Annotated in this window: 19 protein-coding genes and 1 tRNA gene; 9 read left to right on the plus strand and 11 right to left on the minus strand. The window is 56.2% G+C overall.

The window, feature by feature from the left end:
* Window positions 1–494: 494 nt before the first annotated feature.
* Both BVG79_RS09795 and BVG79_RS09800 read right to left on the minus strand, forming a co-directional pair.
* Window positions 495–1,445: a hypothetical protein gene (locus tag BVG79_RS09795; protein ID WP_085786734.1), complete on the minus strand. Its 951-nt coding sequence runs from the start codon at window positions 1,443–1,445 to the stop codon at window positions 495–497.
* Entirely contained in the window at window positions 1,442–2,401 is a 960-nt protein-coding gene (locus tag BVG79_RS09800) for a DGQHR domain-containing protein (protein ID WP_085786735.1), read from the minus strand. Before BVG79_RS09800 ends, BVG79_RS09795 begins: the two co-directional genes overlap by 4 nt.
* A gap of 188 nt (window positions 2,402–2,589) precedes the next feature.
* On the opposite strand from BVG79_RS09800, the gene BVG79_RS09805 reads away from it, so the two are divergent.
* A protein-coding gene (locus tag BVG79_RS09805; RefSeq protein WP_157115674.1) for an IS3 family transposase occupies window positions 2,590–3,731 on the plus strand; the annotation gives its coding sequence in 2 pieces (ribosomal slippage) (window positions 2,590–2,830 and window positions 2,830–3,731; 1,143 coding nt in all).
* Window positions 3,732–3,922: 191 nt separating this feature from the next.
* Here the strand turns inward: BVG79_RS09805 and BVG79_RS09810 are convergent.
* Window positions 3,923–4,615 (minus strand): alpha/beta hydrolase, encoded by a 693-nt coding sequence (locus BVG79_RS09810; RefSeq protein WP_085786736.1) that lies wholly within the window; start codon window positions 4,613–4,615, stop codon window positions 3,923–3,925.
* Window positions 4,616–4,677: 62 nt separating this feature from the next.
* On the opposite strand from BVG79_RS09810, the gene BVG79_RS09815 reads away from it, so the two are divergent.
* Window positions 4,678–5,592, plus strand: a complete 915-nt coding sequence (locus BVG79_RS09815; RefSeq protein ID WP_085786737.1) for an AraC family transcriptional regulator — start codon at window positions 4,678–4,680, stop codon at window positions 5,590–5,592.
* A gap of 202 nt (window positions 5,593–5,794) precedes the next feature.
* On the opposite strand, the gene BVG79_RS09820 is transcribed toward BVG79_RS09815, so the two are convergent.
* From BVG79_RS09820 to BVG79_RS09835, 4 genes are read right to left on the minus strand one after another with little or no spacing between them, the layout of a single operon-like run.
* The gene (locus BVG79_RS09820; RefSeq protein WP_085786738.1) at window positions 5,795–6,757 is read right to left on the minus strand and encodes an AAA family ATPase; all 963 of its coding nucleotides are present in this window, start codon (window positions 6,755–6,757) and stop codon (window positions 5,795–5,797) included.
* A complete protein-coding gene (locus tag BVG79_RS09825; protein WP_157115675.1) occupies window positions 6,754–8,943 on the minus strand; it encodes a Mu transposase C-terminal domain-containing protein in 2,190 nt (729 codons plus the stop codon). Before BVG79_RS09825 ends, BVG79_RS09820 begins: the two co-directional genes overlap by 4 nt.
* Complete coding sequence (locus tag BVG79_RS09830; RefSeq protein WP_085786740.1) at window positions 8,940–9,698, minus strand: hypothetical protein; 759 nt, start codon at window positions 9,696–9,698, stop codon at window positions 8,940–8,942. The genes BVG79_RS09825 and BVG79_RS09830 overlap by 4 nt, the downstream gene beginning before the upstream one ends.
* 56 nt (window positions 9,699–9,754) lie before the next feature.
* Window positions 9,755–11,617: a TniQ family protein gene (locus tag BVG79_RS09835; protein ID WP_198167844.1), complete on the minus strand. Its 1,863-nt coding sequence runs from the start codon at window positions 11,615–11,617 to the stop codon at window positions 9,755–9,757.
* 747 nt (window positions 11,618–12,364) lie between these two features.
* On the opposite strand from BVG79_RS09835, the gene BVG79_RS09840 reads away from it, so the two are divergent.
* Window positions 12,365–12,889, plus strand: a complete 525-nt coding sequence (locus tag BVG79_RS09840) for a hypothetical protein (protein ID WP_085786742.1) — start codon at window positions 12,365–12,367, stop codon at window positions 12,887–12,889.
* A gap of 78 nt (window positions 12,890–12,967) precedes the next feature.
* Here BVG79_RS09840 and BVG79_RS09845 read toward each other — a convergent pair whose 3' ends face one another.
* From BVG79_RS09845 to BVG79_RS09860, 4 genes are all read right to left on the minus strand, one after another.
* The gene (locus BVG79_RS09845) at window positions 12,968–13,684 is read right to left on the minus strand and encodes a YiiX/YebB-like N1pC/P60 family cysteine hydrolase (protein WP_085786743.1); all 717 of its coding nucleotides are present in this window, start codon (window positions 13,682–13,684) and stop codon (window positions 12,968–12,970) included.
* Between the two features lie 338 nt (window positions 13,685–14,022).
* Window positions 14,023–14,637: a hypothetical protein gene (locus BVG79_RS09850; RefSeq protein WP_085787351.1), complete on the minus strand. Its 615-nt coding sequence runs from the start codon at window positions 14,635–14,637 to the stop codon at window positions 14,023–14,025.
* A gap of 455 nt (window positions 14,638–15,092) precedes the next feature.
* Window positions 15,093–15,168, minus strand: a tRNA-Ala gene (locus BVG79_RS09855).
* Window positions 15,169–15,311: 143 nt separating this feature from the next.
* Complete coding sequence (locus tag BVG79_RS09860) at window positions 15,312–15,632, minus strand: TIGR02300 family protein (RefSeq protein WP_085786744.1); 321 nt, start codon at window positions 15,630–15,632, stop codon at window positions 15,312–15,314.
* A gap of 201 nt (window positions 15,633–15,833) precedes the next feature.
* Between BVG79_RS09860 and BVG79_RS09865 the strand changes: the two genes are divergently transcribed.
* From BVG79_RS09865 to deoC, 6 genes are all read left to right on the plus strand, one after another.
* Window positions 15,834–16,553 (plus strand): M48 family metallopeptidase, encoded by a 720-nt coding sequence (locus BVG79_RS09865; protein ID WP_085786745.1) that lies wholly within the window; start codon window positions 15,834–15,836, stop codon window positions 16,551–16,553.
* A gap of 12 nt (window positions 16,554–16,565) precedes the next feature.
* A complete protein-coding gene (locus tag BVG79_RS09870; protein WP_085786746.1) occupies window positions 16,566–17,249 on the plus strand; it encodes a GntR family transcriptional regulator in 684 nt (227 codons plus the stop codon).
* Between the two features lie 113 nt (window positions 17,250–17,362).
* Entirely contained in the window at window positions 17,363–17,524 is a 162-nt protein-coding gene (locus BVG79_RS13550) for a hypothetical protein (protein ID WP_157115676.1), read from the plus strand.
* Window positions 17,521–17,691 carry a hemin uptake protein HemP gene (hemP, locus tag BVG79_RS09875; protein ID WP_085786747.1) on the plus strand — a complete coding sequence of 57 codons (171 nt, stop codon included), beginning with the start codon at window positions 17,521–17,523 and terminating at the stop codon, window positions 17,689–17,691. Before BVG79_RS13550 ends, hemP begins: the two co-directional genes overlap by 4 nt.
* Window positions 17,692–17,862: 171 nt before the next feature.
* Window positions 17,863–18,711 carry an NAD-dependent epimerase/dehydratase family protein gene (locus tag BVG79_RS09880; protein WP_085786748.1) on the plus strand — a complete coding sequence of 283 codons (849 nt, stop codon included), beginning with the start codon at window positions 17,863–17,865 and terminating at the stop codon, window positions 18,709–18,711.
* 21 nt (window positions 18,712–18,732) lie between these two features.
* Window positions 18,733–19,719, plus strand: a complete 987-nt coding sequence (gene deoC / locus BVG79_RS09885; RefSeq protein ID WP_085786749.1) for a deoxyribose-phosphate aldolase — start codon at window positions 18,733–18,735, stop codon at window positions 19,717–19,719.
* The last annotated feature ends 6 nt before the right edge of the window (window positions 19,720–19,725 follow it).

Here is a 19,725-nt window from a genome sequence, read left to right on the forward strand (position 1 = left end):
AATTTGCACTGATATGCTTCTGCGACAGTGACTGTCGTGGAAGCATATCAGTGCAAATCCCACACCACGCCCGAAAGCGAATCACCCACAAGCATTTGAAATAATTCATATTTACATGATGTCGTGCTTTTCAAGAAGCATTTAAATACCGAACGGAAGCATATCGCATCCAAACCAAAACACTCTTACAGATCTGCGCGTTTAGCGTCTCCCAGTACGTCCTTTTAGCTTTCGCTACCGCCCAACCTTCTGGCAAGCTCAAACTTCGAGTCCTTAAATTTCAAGCTGCGATACGCTAGGCGACCGCTTTGGGCGGAAAGCCGACTTAGGCGGTGCAGCATGTCGCCGGCAGGGAGCTTGGGATAGCGGTCATTCAGTCAGCATTGCAGCACAAGTCGCTCCCCTCTGGTAATCACGGACGGAAACGAGACGTCGGCTGCGCCAGTCACCAACGTTAGCGCAGCGTATCCATAACGCGCCACCTCAATAGCTAATTAGGCCGCTGCGGTAAGTTTGACCAAACGGGAGAATCCAGCTGATCTTCTCCCCTCTTTTTCAGTCAATCTTTTGTAGTCAAGCGATAGAGAGATGCCAAAATCGACCACCGAGAAAGCTGTGGTGAAAAATCGCTCCAGCTCGTTTCCTTGCAAAGTCGGCCTTCCCAAGTCTACCTCTCCACCTCTCCAGCCGCGCACTTTCCCGAGCAGATTTCCAAATGAAGGAGTGGCCTTGGAGAACGGAAACCATACCCCCTCTAAGGATTTGTAGTTGACCTCATTCCTAATATTGGAGAGCCAACTTCCAGAGGAAAACTGTCCCCTATTGGTTAAAGATTCCTTTAAGTCAAGGAAGTGAGCGGAGAGTTCCTGAAGGCGTTCCTTAGATGCTCGAAGCGTAAGGACCTGCGTCTCCAAGTCGATAATGAGACCTAGGAAGCATTTCCACAGGTCCTTGTGACTTTCTCTTTGTTTTAAGAAGCTTACATTATGTGTTATCGGATTTGATTCAACTAGGTAGTATGATGATGGAAGGTTGGGCGTATAACCCGCTTCACTCTTGCAGCGCCCGCTAAGGAAATCGACATGGCCCTGCTCCAAATGAGAGAATGATTTACCAAAGAATCGCAGCACCGCGTGGGCGGAGAAATATGCTGCATAATAGGCTTGAATTATTCTCCATGAAGTGAGTTTCTCATATGCCGTTGTTTTCTCTAACTCATGAACCGTTTGTGCGGCATGTGATGAGAACCGAAACGCATCAAGAGAAAGGCATTTTTTCAACTCATCCTTGTCTAGGCAGAACAGAGACAGGTCAGGTGGTGCGTTGTTGATATAATAATTTCCATCAGAAAGCCAAACTTTCATACTTTGCGTGCAGTTCTCATCCGCGACATAACTCAACGGGACCCATATTGCCCTCAATAGATCGAGATCCACTTGTTTCACAGCTGAAACTCACCCTTAAAGTGCTTCTCCAGGTAGTCAATGATCTTCGCCTGAGATGGGCCTGAGAGTTTAGCTAGCTGAATACTGTCAAAAAGTGGAGAGAGAACTATGTTGAAGTTGTCAACGTTGTAGTCTGGGCCGAATCTGTCTTTAACTCGACGGGCGGCTTGAACAAAGAATGCCATGATGGCCCTAAAGGTCACGGCGTTCATGATAACTTCATCGTCGCCACCATTTCTGATTATTTGATCTCGAATGCTGGCAATGTATTCTGAAAGTATATCTTGAATTTCCACTGGTGTTCTTGCCGCCAGAGCAGGGTAGATACTCTTCAAAGCAGCATTGAAGGTTACTCTCGATATTTTATTATTAGCTCTTTTTGCTGGAGAAAGGCGCGCAAAGAGTGGACTTGATGGATCCCCAGACATGAGATCAAACACCTCGCGGAACAACTGCTCTTCCGAGTTTTCGTATTCCGCCTGCTTTTTGATATCGAGCAGCAGCTCTGAGGGAACGCCGCGTTGCTTTGAGTTAATATCAATGAAAAGTCTAGATTCGTCACGACGGCTCAGGCCGTCGTAAATAATTACAGGAACCCTGATTTTTGTTTCTGCAATTTTGAAGCCGTATACTCTGTGCTGGCCATCCAATATCAGAAACGAACTAGGAAGCAGCTCGAAGCTAACAGTTTTATTTCTTGTATCGTATTCGAGTTTGCACGCGTCCTGTGCGGATAGGATAACCGATGTTGGAATCGTTCCATGCCCAGAATCAATGTATTTGGCGATTTCAATAGCACGTTTTTTATCCAAAAGACGCTGGAAACCGGCCTCTGGGTCGCTGTCTCGTGTGGTTACAAAGGTGCAGCTGCCAAGGATGTCGCTTGGCATAGCGAGTTGGTAGAAGCGGTGTTCTCCCTGTGTAATTAGAACTGCTGAGTAGCTTTCTCTCGCCATTTTGTCCCCGTATTGCCAATCTTAGGTCTTATAATATTCTGTCGGTTCGTAACGTTCGCTGCAAGGAGCACTTTGTTCATCAGAGAGCAATTTTTGTACTCTCCTAGATTGACGAGGTGAGTCGTGCCTTGAATAGCCCCATGTTTCATGGACGCCTTCTTTGCTAATTTTGAGGCAAGGAGGCCACGATGGGCACAAACACTTTCAGCGACGACTTTAAGCGAGACGCGGTCGCTCAGATCACGGAGCGGGGCTACCCGGCCAGAGAGGTTTCGGAGCGGCTCGGGGTGAGCACGCATTCTCTCTATGCGTGGAAACGCAAGTTCGCGAAGACGGCATCAGGCGAGACCGAGAAAGATGCTGAAATCCGGCGCCTGAAGCGGGAGTTGGCGCGGGTCTCCGAGGAGCGTGACATCCTAAAAAAAGCCACCGCGTATTTCGCCAGGGATGCAAAGTGAGATACGCGTTTGTGGCCGAGCATCGGGGTCAATTTTCTGTCCGGGCCATGTGTCGATGCCTGAGCATCCAACAGAGTGGGTTCTATGCCTGGCTACAGGCTCCGCTGAGTGCGCGCGCCCAAGAGGACAAGCGACAGACCGAGCTGCTGCGGAACGCTTGGACTGAGAGCGGCAAGGTCTACGGCTATCGCAAGCTGCATGACGATCTGGTTGGGCTGGGCGAAAGCATCTGTCCGAACCGGGTTGCCCGGCTGGCGCAGCTTGCGGGGATTAAGGCGGAGATCGGCTATAAGCGCCGCCCTGGCAGCTATGGTGGCAAGCCATCGGTCGTGGTCGACAATACTCTCGACCGGCAGTTCGACGTCGATGCACCAGACAGGGTGTGGGTGACTGACATCACCTACATTCGGACGCTTGAAGGCTTCGCCTACCTCGCGGTGGTCATCGACCTCTATTCCCGGCGCGTGATTGGTTGGTCGATGCAAAGTAGGCAGACAACGGATGTTGTTTTGCAGGCCCTGCTCATGGCCGTCTGGCGGCGCAAGCCGAAGGGAAAGGTGCTAATTCATTCGGATCAGGGCAGCCAGTTCACCAGCATGGACTGGGCTGCATTCCTGCGGGCTCACAAGTTGGAGCATTCGATGAGCCGCCGCGGCAACTGCCACGACAACGCGGTTGCCGAGAGCTTCTTCAACCTCCTCAAGCGCGAGCGGATCAGGCGCAGGACCTACCGGAGCCGCGAGGAAGCAAGGCAGGACATGTTCGATTACATCGAGATGTTCTACAATCCGAAGCGCAAGCATGCGAGGAATGGGATGCTGTCGCCCGCCGACTTCGAACGGCAGCAAATGATGAGACGCGAAGGCGTCTAAGAAACTCGGGGCTATTCAATCTGCGCCCCGGTCTCCCAAGTATGCAGTTCGCTCTCTCACAGCATTTACCGCTCGGATGAAGTCCAAAATGACGATGGGGTACCTCGTGCGAGTCCTTTACTGCCATTAGCGATCTGGCGGCCAGTTTTTAAGGCAAAACCATGCCTGCCAGATCGCGACTTCGCCAATGATCAGGAAACAGCCTCAACCGCCTCGACGATCAATTGCGTAACCTCGATAGGTTTGGATGCCAGCGAGGCATGCCCCGCATCGAGGCTGATCACCTTCTTCGGCTCCATACGTGCCGACATTATCTTTTGATTTTCCGGGTTGATCATACGATCCGCCGTGGAAATCTGATACCAGCAGGGCTTTTTCTTCCAAGCAGGCGCGGTGATCGTGTCGCCGAAGGTCGAGCCAAGCGGGGCCTTTTGCGTCACCGACATCACCCATGCTGCCTCCGGGTCGAGATCCTGGCAGAAGCTCTCATGGTATTTGTCGAAGTTGATCCACAGATAGCCGTCACTGTCGGGCTCGACGGCGGAAAATGCCGCCGGTGGGTTTTTCTCGGTAATCGCGCCGGGGCTTTCACCAGCATCTGGCGCAAATGCTGCGATATAGACAAGCCCTGCCACATTGGGCATATCGCCCGCCTCAGTGATGACCGCACCACCATAGGAATGGCCGACGAGGAGGACTTTGCCCTCTTGCTGCGCGATCATCTGGCGCAGACGCCCGGCGTCATCGGCAAGCGACGTCAGCGGCAACTCAACCGCACGCACATTGTGATATCCCAAACGATCCAGCTCGGGGATGACCTTGCTCCAATGCGCGGCACCACCCCAGAACCCGTGGACAAGGATGATTGTCATCGTCTTTTCCATAGCAAACCTCACACAAAGATAGCCGTTGTCCTGAGATGATAGCCGAGGCATGATATCAATCAATGACAGTTTCCTCTGAATACTTTGCACAAACGCCTGATTTGTCGGACTCGCTTTCCGATGTGCTGACGGCAGTGCGGTTCACCGGCGGCCATCTGTCACTTCACGAGGCTGCGCCTCTGACCTCGGTGGCCTTCGACGCTGGGCAACGCTCGTTGCTGATCGTGCGGACGGGGACCTTGCGTCTTCGCTGCGATGCCGGGGAGGATGAGATAGAGCTAGGTGAAGGCGACATCGTTCTGTTGCCATTCGCGTCCGGATTTTCGCTCGCCGCATCGGCGCAACCTGCCCGAGCGAACACCGCGCATGCGAGCGCGGCATGGCTACGCGGCACCTTCCATCTTGATCCACATTTCGCAGAGCGGCTTTTGTCGTGCTTGCCGCACGTCATGGTGCTGCGTCAGGTCGATCATGGCGCGATGGACTGGCTTGAAACAGCGTCGCGCTTTGCGCTGAGCGAGATACAGACGCCCGAACCCGGCGCAGGTGTCATGGTCTCGCGTATTTTGGAATTGCTGCTGATCCGTGTTCTGCGGCTATGGGCCAAAGAACCCAAAGCGCAGGCAAGCTGGCTTTTGGGCGCGGCAGACCCTGCCATTGGGCGTGCGTTAAGCGCAATGCACATTGCGCCCGCGCAGCCTTGGTCGGTTGCAGAGCTGGCGAAAGTGGCGGGGCTGTCACGCACCGTCTTTGCATCACGTTTTTTGACTTTGGTTGGTCAGCCGCCCTTGCGCTATCTGATCGGTCTTCGCCTCGACAAGGCTGCGGAGCTTTTGAAACGGACAAGGCAAAGCCTATGGGAGGTCGCCGAGGCCACAGGCTATACCTCCGACGCGGCGTTCAGCAGGGCATTCAGGGCACGGTTTGGTCAGAGCCCGGCCCAATGGCGCAAGAACCCCTTACTGGGCCAGGCCTGAGCGGCGACTTTGGGGAATGCTGCCCCGCAGCACTGCGGCCGTCCGACCGACGGCAATGGGCCGAAAGCGGCCCTCACCTCTTGCCGCTTCGTTTTGGCGGCTCGTGGTTGCGCGCCTCGAACGCCGCAAAGCTGACATCCTCGCCACAACCGTTTACATTGATCGCCTACAACCTATTTCCTGACTTCCTCCACACACCCTTTTATCCCCGTTCCCAAAGCTCAAACATCTTATCCTCCCGGAACAAGCGCTCGTAGTCCTCAATCGTGAACGGCGAATAGCCTGTGGCCAGCCCTGCCCTGGCGGTGAACGCGCGGCAAAAATGTGCACGATCTATCTGCTTGCCCCCATCCGCGCTCGCGGAAACACACGCATCAATCAGAAGCTCGATCACGAGCCCCCACCTGTTCGCACAAGCACGGACCAACCGGCGATAGAAATCAAGCGTTGCAAGTGGGGCAAAGTCCAATCCGGCCCGCTCGGCGTAAGCAAAGCACAGACTGTTTAATTCGTGGCGATCCTCGGTCGTATCCAAACGAATTCGGTTGAATCGTACAGGGCGCAACAGATAGGCAAGTTGCTCTTCGCTGGCGATATGGCCCACCAGTTCATTGACGCCGGAAAGCACGAGCATAAGGGGCCAGTCGGGATGCTTCAAAATTGATTTAAAGCTATCGAGGATCATCGATCGTCCCTCGGCGCTTCTTTTAGGAAAGATGTGCTGGCACTCATCGTAATGAATGCCGTGCACACCCTGTGCTTTTGCCTGGAACCGCACCATGTCCCATATTTCGCGCTGGGTCATTTTTCCCCTGGTGGGCATTCGCAGGCCTTCCCGAAGCGTATGTAAGCCCAGGTCCTTCCAAGTCATTGTGCCCGCGAGGACGACGCTGACGATCTGGGCCGGACGGCCATCGGGCATAAGCGTCTGACCATCGTTAATTTTCGACAGAAGGTGCGCTGTTTCAGCCGACTTTCCAATTCGGGAGGGTCCTGTCACAAGCAGCCCCCGCGCCTCAAATGGTCGTCCGAGGGATGCTTTCGACCAATAATCGGTCAACATCCATTCAAATTCAGCCCGCAGCATCTGGGCGCGCTGAAACGCATAGTGCGCCCCGCGCAGGCCCGCAAAGGCGTTCGCCACAGAATGGTTTATAAATGTCATTCGAACTTGCCGTCGATGTGCGGGCGTACAAAAACAGGATCCGCCGGATCGGATTGTGCTAGCGCACGACCCTCGTCAATGTTTCGGCCGAAATCAGCCGCACCATTTTGCTCCATCCCCCAAAAAGCTGGATTTGACAGGTTGCCGGGCGCCACTGTCCCAACAGTCACCGCGGGCTTATAGGCATGCATGCCTGTCGTTAAGCGATCCGCCTTTGCCTGTGCTTCTTCAATCGTCATGTAGCTACGCGGAATATCCCGCTCGATGGCAAGTTTACGCAGATACCGAAACTGCTCGTCACGCATTTTCGCCAGCGCAAGATCAAAATCCGTGTTTTTGTAGGGGTCAGCGGCACGCACAGCCTCTGCAACCGCAAGGAATTCGGCGAGAGACATATCACGCATCTGCGTCCAGCTGAGGTCTGCGTGAATGTAATCTGGGCAATCTTGAACCAAGACGGTCACATCGTTGATACAGTCAGGGTTGATGTAAACCTCAACCTTGCGATGAGGACCGTCGCGGTGGCGCTGAAGCTCCGGCGAGTTGTATGGCAGGCCGAATACTTTCACCCCTTCATCCGTAATGGTTGCGTTCCGTTTCCAACCGAAATGCAGGCGCAGGTCCTGAGGCGAAATCGTGGAAATCGCCCATCCTTCTTCGGCGAGGCGCCTAGCTGCTTCGATCGGTTTCTGGCGAAGGAACGTGTCACCATGGTGGATCTCGTTCGGATAGTCATCGACCAGATATTTTGTCACCATCGCGTAAAGCTCGTCGCGGACAAAGGTGGCTGACCGCGACGCGTCATACCCCTTGAGGTGGCCCGCTCGGCGTCCCGTATATCCGTGAAGCAGATTTAGAAGTCGCCCCTCCATTGAGCCGAAAAAACGCTCTACGTATGGTTTGTCCCCCGAGTGATAGGCGCGCACGCTGATGAACTGACTATTGGCACCAAGCAAAGCAGTCGCCACTTTACCGTTTCTCACGCCCGGCCCGTTATCGACCGTCACGCACGCGATGCCGACTGGCGGCATGGGATCGCATACGCAATCGTAGATCACCTTCTCTCGCTCCTTACTGCGCATAGCCATTCGAAGGGTCTGCATCGTGGCTTCGCGGTTAGGAGCGTCCGTGAGCACCCAACCTAGGGGCATGCGCGTTGCAACATCCAGCGCGAGCACGAGAAACAGCCGTGTCTTGACGTAATCGTCAAGTTCCTCAAGCATTTCACGCTGTTCTAGGCTCAGGCGCTGCCAAATCCCTAGGTGGCGCACGATGGCAAGGATGGATAGCTTGCATTCATCAACTTCTACGAGTTCACCCACCATCAACGCCGGAGTGTCTGTTCGACCCCGCGTACGGTTATTGGTGGCCACCCTCTCTCCATCACGCGCGATAGCAAGGGCCGTAGCTCCGATTGCATTGATTTCATTTGAAATGGTTCTGGTCGAAACAACCTTGAGTTCAGTGAGCTCGTTAGCCCTCCTCTTAACATTCTCGATGAGAACAAGATCCTTGTATCGACGGTGCACCGCCGCTGCCGTCGGCTTTTTGAGGTCTAATGCGACATCCTCGATAGCCTGACGGATGAGCTCAGCCGTACGCCAGCATATACGTCTTTGACGATTTCCGCGTAGCCATGTCTGGTCGGCTAAAGCCATATCGTCATAGTCGGAGCCGATATATCGTTGCCAATATAGCTTCAGCGTGCGGCCACATGGCAGAAAAGCACCCTCACGGGTGCCACCTCCACGCGGGGCCAAGTGGATCGGTCGCTTAGTGTAGTATTGACGCGCTATCTCGAGGATGGCGCGCTTGGTCTTGGGTTCATCAAGAGATGCAGCCGTGACTGCAGTTCCGCGAACGACACAAGCCTCTACACCGAGGCACAGCGCTTTTCGAAATTCAAGATCATCTCTAGCTTTCTCCGTCAGCTGTCCCTTATGAAATCGGCCATTATCTCGGATTCGTCGGGACGCCTCATCCGATTTACTGTGGATGTGCGATTGCGACGCGCTTTGATGCGCTGATTTGGCCAAGAATTCCTGGAGAGTCCAAATCTCGACATCGCCGCCATCCATGCTCTCCGCACGAAACGATCCATCCGTAGAGGGTTTCAACAAGTGAGATCTACCGTGCACCGTCAACTTAGTTCCTGACACAACAAAAGGCTTGAATTTCAGACTCATGCTTCGCGCCTCCAAATTCGCGATTCCTGCGCAATCACAGCATCCAAATCCGCACCCAAGCCTCCCCTAGCGATAAGGCGCAGGCATGATTTGAACACGCGCCCAGAGGTGAGATCGGTGTGGGGGAATAGGTCACGGACACGCCAAAGCGAGTGCAGGTTGAGTGCCAGATCCTCGACAATTTCGTCGGCGATCCGGTCCTTCTCTAGGAACACCATATGATGCATGCGCCGCAGATTATTTCGACGTGCGCGGCTATAAGCGTCGGCGTCAACGACAATAAAACGATCAGAGGACATTTGTCGTACGGCTAAGCGAATAGCTTCGATCTCAACCCATGTTGAAGGCTTCTGAAGACTCGTAGCATTGCGTACGAATAGATACGCAGCCATGCCGGACGTCCAAGTTATCCTGAAGTCAGGATAGTGAGATTTTCCCTGGCCATCAGCGTTCACATATTTGAAACGCACCGGCTGGAATTCGACGTTGTACACGTAAGGGCTGATAAGAAGCTCGTGCGCAACCGCTATCTCGGCCAAGCTCTCCGCCATCCCGACCTTCGGGACCCAACCGTTGGCCGCCGTCCGATAAGTCAGTGCAACCTTCTGACTGACGCTGCTCACCGCCAATGGATTTCGCGCGCCCGTCCAAGGAAGAACGCCGGGGATGGGGCCTATCTCGATCTTGCCAGCTGACCTCAGCTTAGGGGCACTGTGCGCCCACTCGTCATGGTCTATTTCATATCGATTTTGCATATTTCATCCTGTGCGGGCGACTATGCGCCGCTGGACCAAAGGGCCCGAATACCGTGTTATTTTTGAAAAAGGTGCTCAAGGCGGGCTTCATCAACCATCAGGAGGCGCGCCAACCGCTCGCCACCCGGATCATAGGCGATCCGCTCTATGTCACTGCGCCGGAATATCTTGCGGGACTCGTGTGCAAGCACCAGAGCCTCCACACCACATTCAGCGATATACTCTTGCGTGGCTTCAAAAGTTGCTTTGCGCGTCCCTGATAAAGCGCGCAACACAATGTGCGCGTTGGCGAAGTGCTCAAGGTCTGCATGCAAGATGAAAAGGCACGCCCGATTGGCCAATCGATAGTCCGAGAATGTTCCGGGGAGATACTCGGCCGCTACCAACGCATGGATCGTACCAGGTATCACACCAAGCAACCGCGCCGCCTCCGCTGCAGTAAGCACCTCAGGTGGGACGGCTCCGATCTGTACACGCAATTCGGAGAGAGAGACGAGGAAATCCGGCAACCGAAATGGCACGGCACAGGGCGAGGCCAGTTTCAGGGTGCCGGCAACCGCTCGACCGATAAGGGATGTCAATGTGCAGTGACTACGCCGCGCCGCCTCCTGCAGCGAGACATGGTCGTCCGTCAGTACCACATTGCATGTTGTAGCCGCCCTCAAATCTGCCGAGAGGCGCAGTATTTCCCTTTCGTGGAAGAACGGCATGCAGCCATCATCCGCCGGAAAATGCAGCTTCAAGACACCTTCTGCGCACAGGCGTTCGATGGTGTATTTGTCCGCCCCAAGGGCAGCGCGGGTGACCGCTATGGTGGACAGTTTTTTCACCACACTGACGGCCTCGTCGATCACGGCAGTCGAAATCAGCAAGCCCCGGTCGCTGATCGTGTTGTCCGAGACTTTATCTCGCAAAAACCCCATTAACTTCAGCTGTCGATTGAGAAGTGAGTTAGCAACGCCGCCTTCTCGGGCACCGATAGCCACGGTCATCACGCGTGATCTGCCGTTGACCTCGCCCAAGATGGATGAGTTTGGAGGCACATGGAAATTGTCGAGAATGAACTCCCGCACCAAAGTCCTTAGGCCATCAAAACAAGGATCTTTGCGACGTTCCCGCAGGCAGGTTAATATCTGGGGATAGAGCTTTCCATAATCTGCGCCATCATCCATCGAGGCAGTCTGAATAGACTTGAGCCGCGATAGGAGCGCGTCAGGCCCCTTTTGAAAGAGTTTAAATCCGACAGAACCGGCCTTGACGATTTCGATCGGTGAAAGGCTCTTCATGTTCCGCTTGGGACCATAGGCGAGCAGTGCTCCCAGCGCCTCGCAAAAAACAGCGACAACGTGAAACTCGAACGAATCTGGCCAACTTTCCCCTGTGCCGTGCTCGATCCGACCGTCCAGATAGAGTTCTAGCTCTTGGTCTTGGCTTTCAACCTTTTGGGCTTGGATGTGGGCCCGTGGCGCAAAGTATGCGCCAAAATCCTGGGCGTTTTTAGACGTCGTATTGAGAGAGATAGCCTCCAACAGAACGCCGTGCTGTGCGCATGTTCGAATGTGACGGACCTGCCAACGGCCACATTGCCATGCCTCCTGCCCTTGCGCGCGGGCCTCCAGCATACAGACCAGGCAAACTTGCCCGCCGGTTCGCGTTAAAGCGGTGAATTTGATGTTTTCTCGCCCAAGTTCAAAGCGACCGTCATCCTGCAGGCGTGGAGTATTGAACAACAACACATCCGCATCAGCCCCGATTAGAACAGCTGCGTGCTTCACCTCGTGAGGTTGACCGTTGGCCAATTCGCGCAGTGATATCCCCTGATCGCTACAGATGTCCTGCAAATGCGCGTAGCCATTTGCACGTGCGCCTCGCCCCAAAGCAGACGCGGCTGTCTCAGCAGTGCCGACTTGAATCGGCACAGGTAAGGGCCTAGCTCGACTGACCCACCCTGTATTTCTTATAATCGTCATGTTCCACCGCGCAGGCGTGAAAAGCGTACGTACGGCGTAAGCCCGAACGCACACATCCACTCACCTGCGTTTCATCAGATTGCAAAGGACCGCCCGATGGCGAGGCCATCGGAAGATTGACTTTTGGAAAGAATCGAGTGAAACATGCCTTGTCGGAAGTTTTGCGGACCCTGACAAAACACACTTACTCGAGTTGAAGCCTTTTCGTGTTGACACACGAGGAGGCTTTTGCTTTATGAATCTACAAGCAACTTATGCCCTTACTTGAACTATCGCCGATACAAAGTATCTCGGATTATGTGGGTGAATGTTGAAGTCGAGATGATAAGTGGAACCACTTGATCGTCCAGACAGCACGACAGATTCGCTTGCATAGCTTGCACAGCGTTCTCTTACTTGATTTTTATCAGCCTCCAATTTTGACCATAATCTTTACCAAATGCATCGTGATGATTCGGTGTGTCAATCTCTGCTGGACATACTTGGAACAGTGAGCAGAGCGGGTGCATTGCAGCAGGCAGAATAAAAGTAGAATATATTACAATATATTCAGCATCTTAGACACTCAAAACGTAGACAGAGCACATTTCATAGCCACCTCAAAAAAGTTTGGAACGCTTCTCTAATACATCTTTGCAAGCACGACTGTTCTACTTACGTTCTAAAGAAAGCAGAACTTATTCACTTGGGGCAGTCATGGCACAGAACGGGCAAATCAGCTTCTACGGGAGCCGCGTCGAGTATCTATCAGCCGTTACGCCGGACGATGCGACCTCAGGCGGCACACATGAACCCCAGGATAGAGAAGCTATCGCCAGCCACTTGATGTGCACCTTACTGGAAAAACTGAAATACGCAGAACGCGGGTTTTACCGTGTAGATAGCTCCCGCGAGATCCAAGGCTCACGTAGGCGTGGTCAGCCCCACGGACGTCCGAAATCCATGACCCCTGAACGTGCTTTGATAGCAGAATCCATGATCTCCGCAGGCCACGCGTCTGGCGACATCTGGAAAATAGTCTCGGCAATGAGCGGACCAACATTGGGTCGCTCCACCTTCTACGCATGGAAGAAAGGGCAGAAGGCCGCCCAGAACAGGATTGCTATAGATGTTAGAGACTATTGGGCGTCTACTCTCGTTGGGGGCGTCGCATACAACGACAGTGTGCGGCTTGAAGCTGACAATAAGGTCTATCCTACTCGAGAGCGCGCTCTGAGCTGAGCCTTCAAATAGGCGAAGCCAGCAGTCAGGAGAAGTTTATGCATCCGCTCGCCCCACCTCGAAGGCCTCAGCTGCCCCTCAAGGATACACCTGTTCAACCGCATCAGATGATACAATCATCTTAGGCGTTACAATTGCAAGATTCCGCATCCACTCCCAGCACATGAGCTCATCGGTCGCCTCTATACAAAATGAGTGCTCGCGCCAGCGCTCCAGCAAAGCTCGCCCAAGAGGTGCTTCTTGTGTCGTTAGATCGCGCAACGGCGTCGGCTTTCCAAGAATGACTCCTGCGTTGAGAGCCGCAGCAAATATCAGCTCAGCATTATAGAACTTTTTGTTTTCAAAAAGCATTTCGTGATCATATGGCAATTCAAGAGCGGTAATCCCAGCGAAGAGCGCCATAGGTCCTGCATGATATTCTTCAGACCTATACTCCTCTAATCCCTGAATTCGAAAGACGACGTATGGCTTCCCGTCGATAAAGTAATCCAAAGGTGTTTCGGTTACACCGCTCCCCTCATCAACGTAGATGGCGACAGGGCCGCCACTTGAAGGCCGAAGAATTGCCACTGAAGCCCACTCCCCAGCCTCAGCATCTCTTACGATTTCATCAAAGCGGTTAAGATCATTGCGGAAAACTAAATCTCCTGGGACCCAATTCCACGCAGCTTCCTCCAGGCTCGCTGAATATTGCGATGATCCAAGTTCAGGGCCAGCCAACGAATTATCCTCTTGCGCCCACGCGGGTACGCCAAAAATAAAAACTACAAAAGTCGCTAAAATTTTTCGTTTCATTTTTTCCTGCCGCTGATGCCTGCAGATTGCACGTTACGCGCAGGCTCGAATGATCGCCACTGTCTCGGAACTCGGAACGTCTTCGCGGCACGCGCTGTGTGAACCATCCGGTCGGCTCGCGGTTCCATTTTTGTGAGCTAGCGAGCGAAGTTGGAGCTATGAGCGAGCCGATCCCCGTTCTCCACACAACGAGCAAGACGCGCTACAGCCTAGCCATGAAACGTCGCGGCTCACTAATGGTGCAAAATCTTACCACCCTGCCACTCAATCCCATCTAAATTTGTCGGCCAGTCGGAATGAGATAGCTCATCCGGCAATCATGCGGGACAAGCCGCCATTTAGCTGGACGAAGAAGCACACACATAGTCCCGACGGCACCAGTGTTCGAATTCCTGGTATGTTCGTATTCCTTGATCCATAACCGCTCCATATACCAACGCACTCGGGATTTGGGCTGCACCCGGGGACGGGGCGGCAAGAACGAGCTTTATTGCAAGTATGGCCTCACGGTCGGCCTCGGAAAGACGAGGCAGCAGGGTCGTAAGATGCTGGATATCCGGCTGTTTTTCTGGCTCATCGACGACCCAAATGTCTACCGCCCATGTGTGCTGGTCAGGCATCCGTACGGACAAACCGAGATAATGGCCATCGGGGTATTTTTCAGGCTCCATGTTCCAGTCGCCGGTGTCATTTCGAAACCGTACTGCCATCACGCAATCTGTTCTCGATATCATTTGCGCTGCGATCGCTGAGAACACCGCAAGCGTATCCTCATTCAACTCGCTGCAGACGACTGTGATGTCTATGTCGCGCCTAACCATCAGGCCCATTGCGGAACTTCCAACGCGGATCGGACGGCCAATCTTGCCGAGCAATGCATCCAAGTCCAATACCCGGACAACTTCATCCGCTTCGATCTGCAATTGTGACTGAGCGTCAGAGAGCTCCGACATTTTTGCTCCTTCCATTTCACGTCGACAGTGAAGAAGAACTTAACTGGAGCGGATGAACATATTGTGTATGTCCACTTGGGACTCCCGATGCTCGACTTAAAAGGCTGAACGGGCCTTCTCAAAGCCTCCGAAAATTGCTCGAATGTAGGGGGTGCTACTTGAATGATGTTAGGGGCATAAATTTTCCGCCGTTCCGGCGGTGCTAAGCACGTTCCCGGGGGCAAGGATCACTCTCCTTCATGCGCACAACGCACGCTCGCATAGTGCCCCGCCGCGATCATACGATATCTCTAGCCGCACGGCCACCACATCCCGCTCAGCAAGCCAAGAATGGTCAAATACATAAAAATCCTATCAGGGGAAAAATTTGCCGCGCGCAATGACGCATTGACAGCATAAAAACAGTCTTATGCTTCAAATTTGCACTGTTATGCTTCTGTGACAGTGACGGGATTTGGTGGAGCCTAGGGGGATCGAACCCCTGACCTCTTGCATGCCATGCAAGCGCTCTCCCAGCTGAGCTAAGGCCCCTTCCATCTGCGACTGTCGCCGCTGATGTGGTCTCTCTATGGGGTCGACCGGACGAGATCAAGCGAAAAAATCCGTCCGGTCGTGTGACTTTGGGTCATATTCGCAGGCCAACCACTGCCCCGCGAAAACCCGATACCGACGACTTATTCGTCGTCGTTGGCGGCGACGTCGCCCAGATCGTCGAACGAGACATTGTCCTCGTCGTCGTCTTCCAGAACCTCATCGGCCAGATCGGCGTCATCGCCCTCGACATCATCGTCCAGCAGCAGATCATCATCCTCGTCGAAGCCCTTCAGCTTCTTGGCGCCATCAGCGGCGTCGGCCATGATCGACCGACCGCGGACCGTATCGATGTTCACAACCAACCCCGTGTAGGGGCTGACGATAGGATTTGCATTCAGGTCATAAAAACGCTTGCCCGTCGTCGGGCACAGGCGTTTGGTTCCCCATTCAGCTTTGGGCATTCCGGATCCCTTTGGAAACGGGCCACGCGGCCCTTTGGTAAACGCGGCAAGGCAACGACTAGCGATCCTTTGCCTTGCGGTAGATCGCCGTCCCCTGCCATAAGCAGATATGAGTGTCAAAGCCTTTGACAATCCCGCCCGCTCAGGTTTTTGCGCCTGCGCGTCGCAAATCGACATCCACAACCGCCAGACGGGGAAAAAATGGCCGGTCGCCCCCAGCCCGACAGTTTTGTCCTGCAGCGCCACACCAGCACAGATGCGCAGCCGATTCTGGTGAAATTGCGCCGCAACGCGCGCGCAACGCGGCTGACGCTGCGCATCGCCCAGCGCGACGGTGCGGTGACGCTGACCCTGCCCCCTCGCACCCCCGTGGCCGAGGCGCAGCGCTTTGCCGAAAGCCGCCGCGACTGGATTATCCGGCACCTGCCCGCGCAGGGCCTGCACGCGCTGCGCTTGGGCGACCAGATCCCGCTGCGCGGCACGCTGCTTACCTTGGCCACCGGCGCCCAGCGCGGCGTGCAGGCAACGCCGACGCAGCTGTGCGTGCCGGGCGGGGTGGCGCTTGGCCCGCGCGTGGCGGCGTTTCTCAAGGCACAGGCGCGCGACGACATCAGCCACGCCGCCGATATCTACGCCGCCAAAACCGGCCGCGCCTTCACGCGCCTCACGCTGCGCGACACCCGCTCGCGCTGGGGGTCGTGCACATCGGACGGCGCGCTGATGTTCAACTGGCGCCTCGTCATGGCCCCGCCCGCCATCTTGCACTACGTCGCCGCGCACGAGGTCGCCCACCTCACCCATATGGACCACTCGGATCGCTTCTGGTCGCTTGTCGCGCAGATCTTTCCAGACCATGCTGCCGCGCGGCAGTGGCTGCGCACGCATGGCGTGGCGCTGCAACGCCTTGATTTCTCGTCCTAGGGGACCCCGCAGATGCCCACACGCCCCCCCGCCCCGCCGATCGACCCCAGCGCGCACCGCAACGCGATCGACCCGAACGCCGCCGCGCACGAACGCGTCTACAAACAACTGCGGCTGCAAATCGTGCACGGCGAACTGCCCCCCGGCGAGGCGCTGACCCTGCGCGGCATCGGCGCACAATTCGGCGTCTCGATGACCCCCGCGCGCGAGGCGGTGCGCCGCCTGATCGCCGAAGGCGCGCTGGTCATGTCCAGCTCGGGCCGCGTGGCCACCCCCGAATTGACGAACGAACGGCTCGAGGAACTCGCCTCGCTGCGGGCGCTGCTGGAACCTGAACTTGCCTCGCGCGCCCTGCCGCGCGCCCACTTCGCCCTGATCGATAGGATGGAGGCGATCAACCAGTCGATCAGCCAAGCCATCGCCCGCCAAGACCCCGTCGGCTACATCCGCACCAATCTGGAATTTCACCGCGCGCTGTACTTGCGCGCGCAGGCCCCCGCCTTTCTGGCCCTGACCGAGACCGTCTGGCTGCAACTGGGGCCAACGATGCGCAAACTTTACGGCCGCCTGCGCCGGACGGAACCGCCGCAGCACCACAAACTGATACTGGCAGCCCTGCGCGCGGGCGATGAACCCAGCCTGCGTCTGGCCGTGCGCGCCGATGTGACGCAGGGCCTGCGCCTGCTGAAAAACTAAATGGCTTTTCAGGGTCGTTGACTAAACCAAGTATTTCTGTCAACTATTGCACATCAAGCCAACCCGGCCATTGGCAGGGCAAGCCGAATCACCCAACGTGAGAGAGGATTGTCATGGCCATGTTCGCACCCGCCCAGCCCCAAACGCCGCATAGCGCCGATTTTTCGACCCTGCGGCAGGAACTGGTCGCCCTGATCCAAGACTTCCACCTTTCTGATGACATCAGCCTCGAGCGTATGTTCGACCGCATCGAGGAAACGGAGAACCGCCAATGATGGCAGCGCCCCTCTCGCCCGAAATGACCAACGCCCTGATCAATGAAACGCCGACCTTCGACGCCCGCGACCTAACGGGCAAAAACGGTCAGGCCCGCATCATTCTGGGCGATCAGGTATACAACCTGCGCATCACCCGCGCCGGCAAACTGATCCTGACCAAGTAATTATCGCCTCACCAAACCTTGCTGCGATAACAGCGCCCTGCTTCACGCAGGGCGCTTTTTTTCATGCGCGCGCGTTTAGTGGCCCACCGCGCTTTGCTTGACCTTGCCGCGCAACACGGCCAGCCTAGCCCCAAGACCGACAGAACCTTGCCGCACGAAAGGGAACCCCTCATGCAGAAAATCGTCCTGACCGGCGCGCGCGGCGCGCTTGGCACATCACTGCGGGGGCCGCTGTCGAAAATGTGCGCCCAGCTGGTCAGCACCGACATCCGCCCCGCCCCCGAGGGGCTGTTCGACAACGAAACCTATGTGCAGGCCGACCTTGCCAAGTTTGACAAGATCGCGCCCCTGCTGGAAGGCGCCGACATGGTCGTCCACTTCGGCGCCATCGTCGATGAAAAGCCGTTCGAGGATCTGCTCGGCCCCAATTTCATCGGCGCCTATAATGTGTGGGAAGCCGCGCACCGCCACGGCGTGCGCCGCGTCGTCTACGCCTCGTCGATCCACGCGGTGGGGCTGGCCGCCACGAATGCCGGCATCGACACAACCGAACCGCACCACCCCGACACATTCTACGGCCTCGCCAAGTGCTTCGCCGAGGATATGGCGCGGATGTACTGGGAAAAACGCGGGATCGAGGCCGTTTGCCTGCGCATTATGTCCTGCACCCCCGAGCCGCAGAACATCCGCGCCCTTGGCACATGGCTTAGCCACCGCGACCTGATCCAACTGGTCACCCGCGCGATTGATACGCCCACGGTCGGCTATACGGTCGTCTACGGTGTCTCGAACAACACCCGCTGTCCGGTGGATAATACCAAGGCCGCGTTCCTCGGCTACCGCCCCGTCGACAATGCCGAAGAATGGGCCGCCACGCTGCTGGCCAAGGCGGGAACCCCCGACCCCCACGACGTGGCACTGACCCGCCTTGGCGGCCCCTTCGCCGCCGTGCCCTTGGGCGAAAGCGGCATGGCCGCAATCGCGGCGTTGACGGCCAAAACGACCACTCCGACAGGCTAAGCTTGCCCGACTGTCGAACGCATGCCACAACGAACCAAAGCAGGCGGGAGGCAAGCCTTGACACATCTTCCACGGAACCCCGGCATGGCGCTGGATCTGGACTGGGTGCTGGGCACCCGCACCAACGCGCCAGCTATCCAGCGCCGCTGCGCCAGCCTACCCGCGCGGCGCAGCGTGAAAAAAGACTATCAAGCCGCGTGGTTGCTCAAGGCCGTGTCGTTGATCGACCTGACGACGCTAGCCGGTGACGACACGGCAGACCGCGTCCGCCGCCTGTGCGCCAAGGCCCGCCAGCCCATCGCCGCCGACGTGCTGGACACACTGGGCATGACCGGCCTGACGACAGCCGCCGTCTGCGTATACCACGACATGATCGCCCCCGCCGTCGCCGCGCTGGACGGCAGCGGCATTCCGGTCGCCGCCGTCTCGACCGGCTTTCCCGCTGGCCTCTCGCCTTGGCACCTGCGCCTGCAGGAAATCCGCGAAAGCGTCGCGGCAGGCGCGGCCGAAATCGACATCGTCATCTCGCGCCGCCACGTGCTGTCGGGCAATTGGCAGGCGCTTTACGATGAAATGCGCGCCATGCGCGAGGCCTGCGGCGATGCGCATATCAAGGCGATCCTCGCGACGGGCGAGCTGGGCACGCTGGACAATGTCGCCCGCGCCAGCCTGATCTGCATGATGGCCGGGGCCGATTTCATCAAAACATCGACCGGCAAGGAATCTGTGAACGCGACGCTGCCCGTCAGCCTTGTGATGATCCGCCAGATCCGCGACTATTTCGACCGCACCGGCATCCATGTCGGCTACAAACCCGCCGGCGGCATATCCAAGGCGAAAGACGCGCTGACCTACCTGTCGCTGCTGCGCGAAGAACTGGGCACCCGCTGGCTACAGCCCGACCTGTTCCGCTTTGGCGCCTCGTCCCTGCTGGGCGATATCGAACGCCAGCTCGACCACCACGTCACCGGCGCCTATTCCGCCGCCCATCGCCACGCTTTGGCCTGAGACATC

The sequence above is a fragment of the Ketogulonicigenium robustum genome, assembly GCF_002117445.1.
In the GTDB taxonomy this organism is placed as follows: Bacteria; Pseudomonadota; Alphaproteobacteria; order Rhodobacterales; family Rhodobacteraceae; genus Ketogulonicigenium; species Ketogulonicigenium robustum.

What these genes read in the sequence shown, in the direction of transcription:
- BVG79_RS09810 (WP_085786736.1), bottom strand. Translation starts at nt 4,615, where the DNA reads ATGGAAAAGACGATGACAATCATCCTTGTCCACGGGTTCTGGGGTGGT.
- BVG79_RS09860 (WP_085786744.1), bottom strand. Translation starts at nt 15,632, where the DNA reads ATGCCCAAAGCTGAATGGGGAACCAAACGCCTGTGCCCGACGACGGGC.
- BVG79_RS09830 (WP_085786740.1), bottom strand. Translation starts at nt 9,698, where the DNA reads ATGCAAAATCGATATGAAATAGACCATGACGAGTGGGCGCACAGTGCC.
- BVG79_RS13550 (WP_157115676.1), top strand. Translation starts at nt 17,363, where the DNA reads ATGGCCATGTTCGCACCCGCCCAGCCCCAAACGCCGCATAGCGCCGAT.
- BVG79_RS09840 (WP_085786742.1), top strand. Translation starts at nt 12,365, where the DNA reads ATGGCACAGAACGGGCAAATCAGCTTCTACGGGAGCCGCGTCGAGTAT.
- BVG79_RS09820 (WP_085786738.1), bottom strand. Translation starts at nt 6,757, where the DNA reads ATGACATTTATAAACCATTCTGTGGCGAACGCCTTTGCGGGCCTGCGC.
- BVG79_RS09825 (WP_157115675.1), bottom strand. Translation starts at nt 8,943, where the DNA reads ATGAGTCTGAAATTCAAGCCTTTTGTTGTGTCAGGAACTAAGTTGACG.
- BVG79_RS09815 (WP_085786737.1), top strand. Translation starts at nt 4,678, where the DNA reads ATGACAGTTTCCTCTGAATACTTTGCACAAACGCCTGATTTGTCGGAC.
- BVG79_RS09865 (WP_085786745.1), top strand. Translation starts at nt 15,834, where the DNA reads ATGGCCGGTCGCCCCCAGCCCGACAGTTTTGTCCTGCAGCGCCACACC.
- BVG79_RS09870 (WP_085786746.1), top strand. Translation starts at nt 16,566, where the DNA reads ATGCCCACACGCCCCCCCGCCCCGCCGATCGACCCCAGCGCGCACCGC.
- BVG79_RS09845 (WP_085786743.1), bottom strand. Translation starts at nt 13,684, where the DNA reads ATGAAACGAAAAATTTTAGCGACTTTTGTAGTTTTTATTTTTGGCGTA.
- hemP (WP_085786747.1), top strand. Translation starts at nt 17,521, where the DNA reads ATGATGGCAGCGCCCCTCTCGCCCGAAATGACCAACGCCCTGATCAAT.
- deoC (WP_085786749.1), top strand. Translation starts at nt 18,733, where the DNA reads ATGCCACAACGAACCAAAGCAGGCGGGAGGCAAGCCTTGACACATCTT.
- BVG79_RS09850 (WP_085787351.1), bottom strand. Translation starts at nt 14,637, where the DNA reads ATGTCGGAGCTCTCTGACGCTCAGTCACAATTGCAGATCGAAGCGGAT.
- BVG79_RS09800 (WP_085786735.1), bottom strand. Translation starts at nt 2,401, where the DNA reads ATGGCGAGAGAAAGCTACTCAGCAGTTCTAATTACACAGGGAGAACAC.
- BVG79_RS09880 (WP_085786748.1), top strand. Translation starts at nt 17,863, where the DNA reads ATGCAGAAAATCGTCCTGACCGGCGCGCGCGGCGCGCTTGGCACATCA.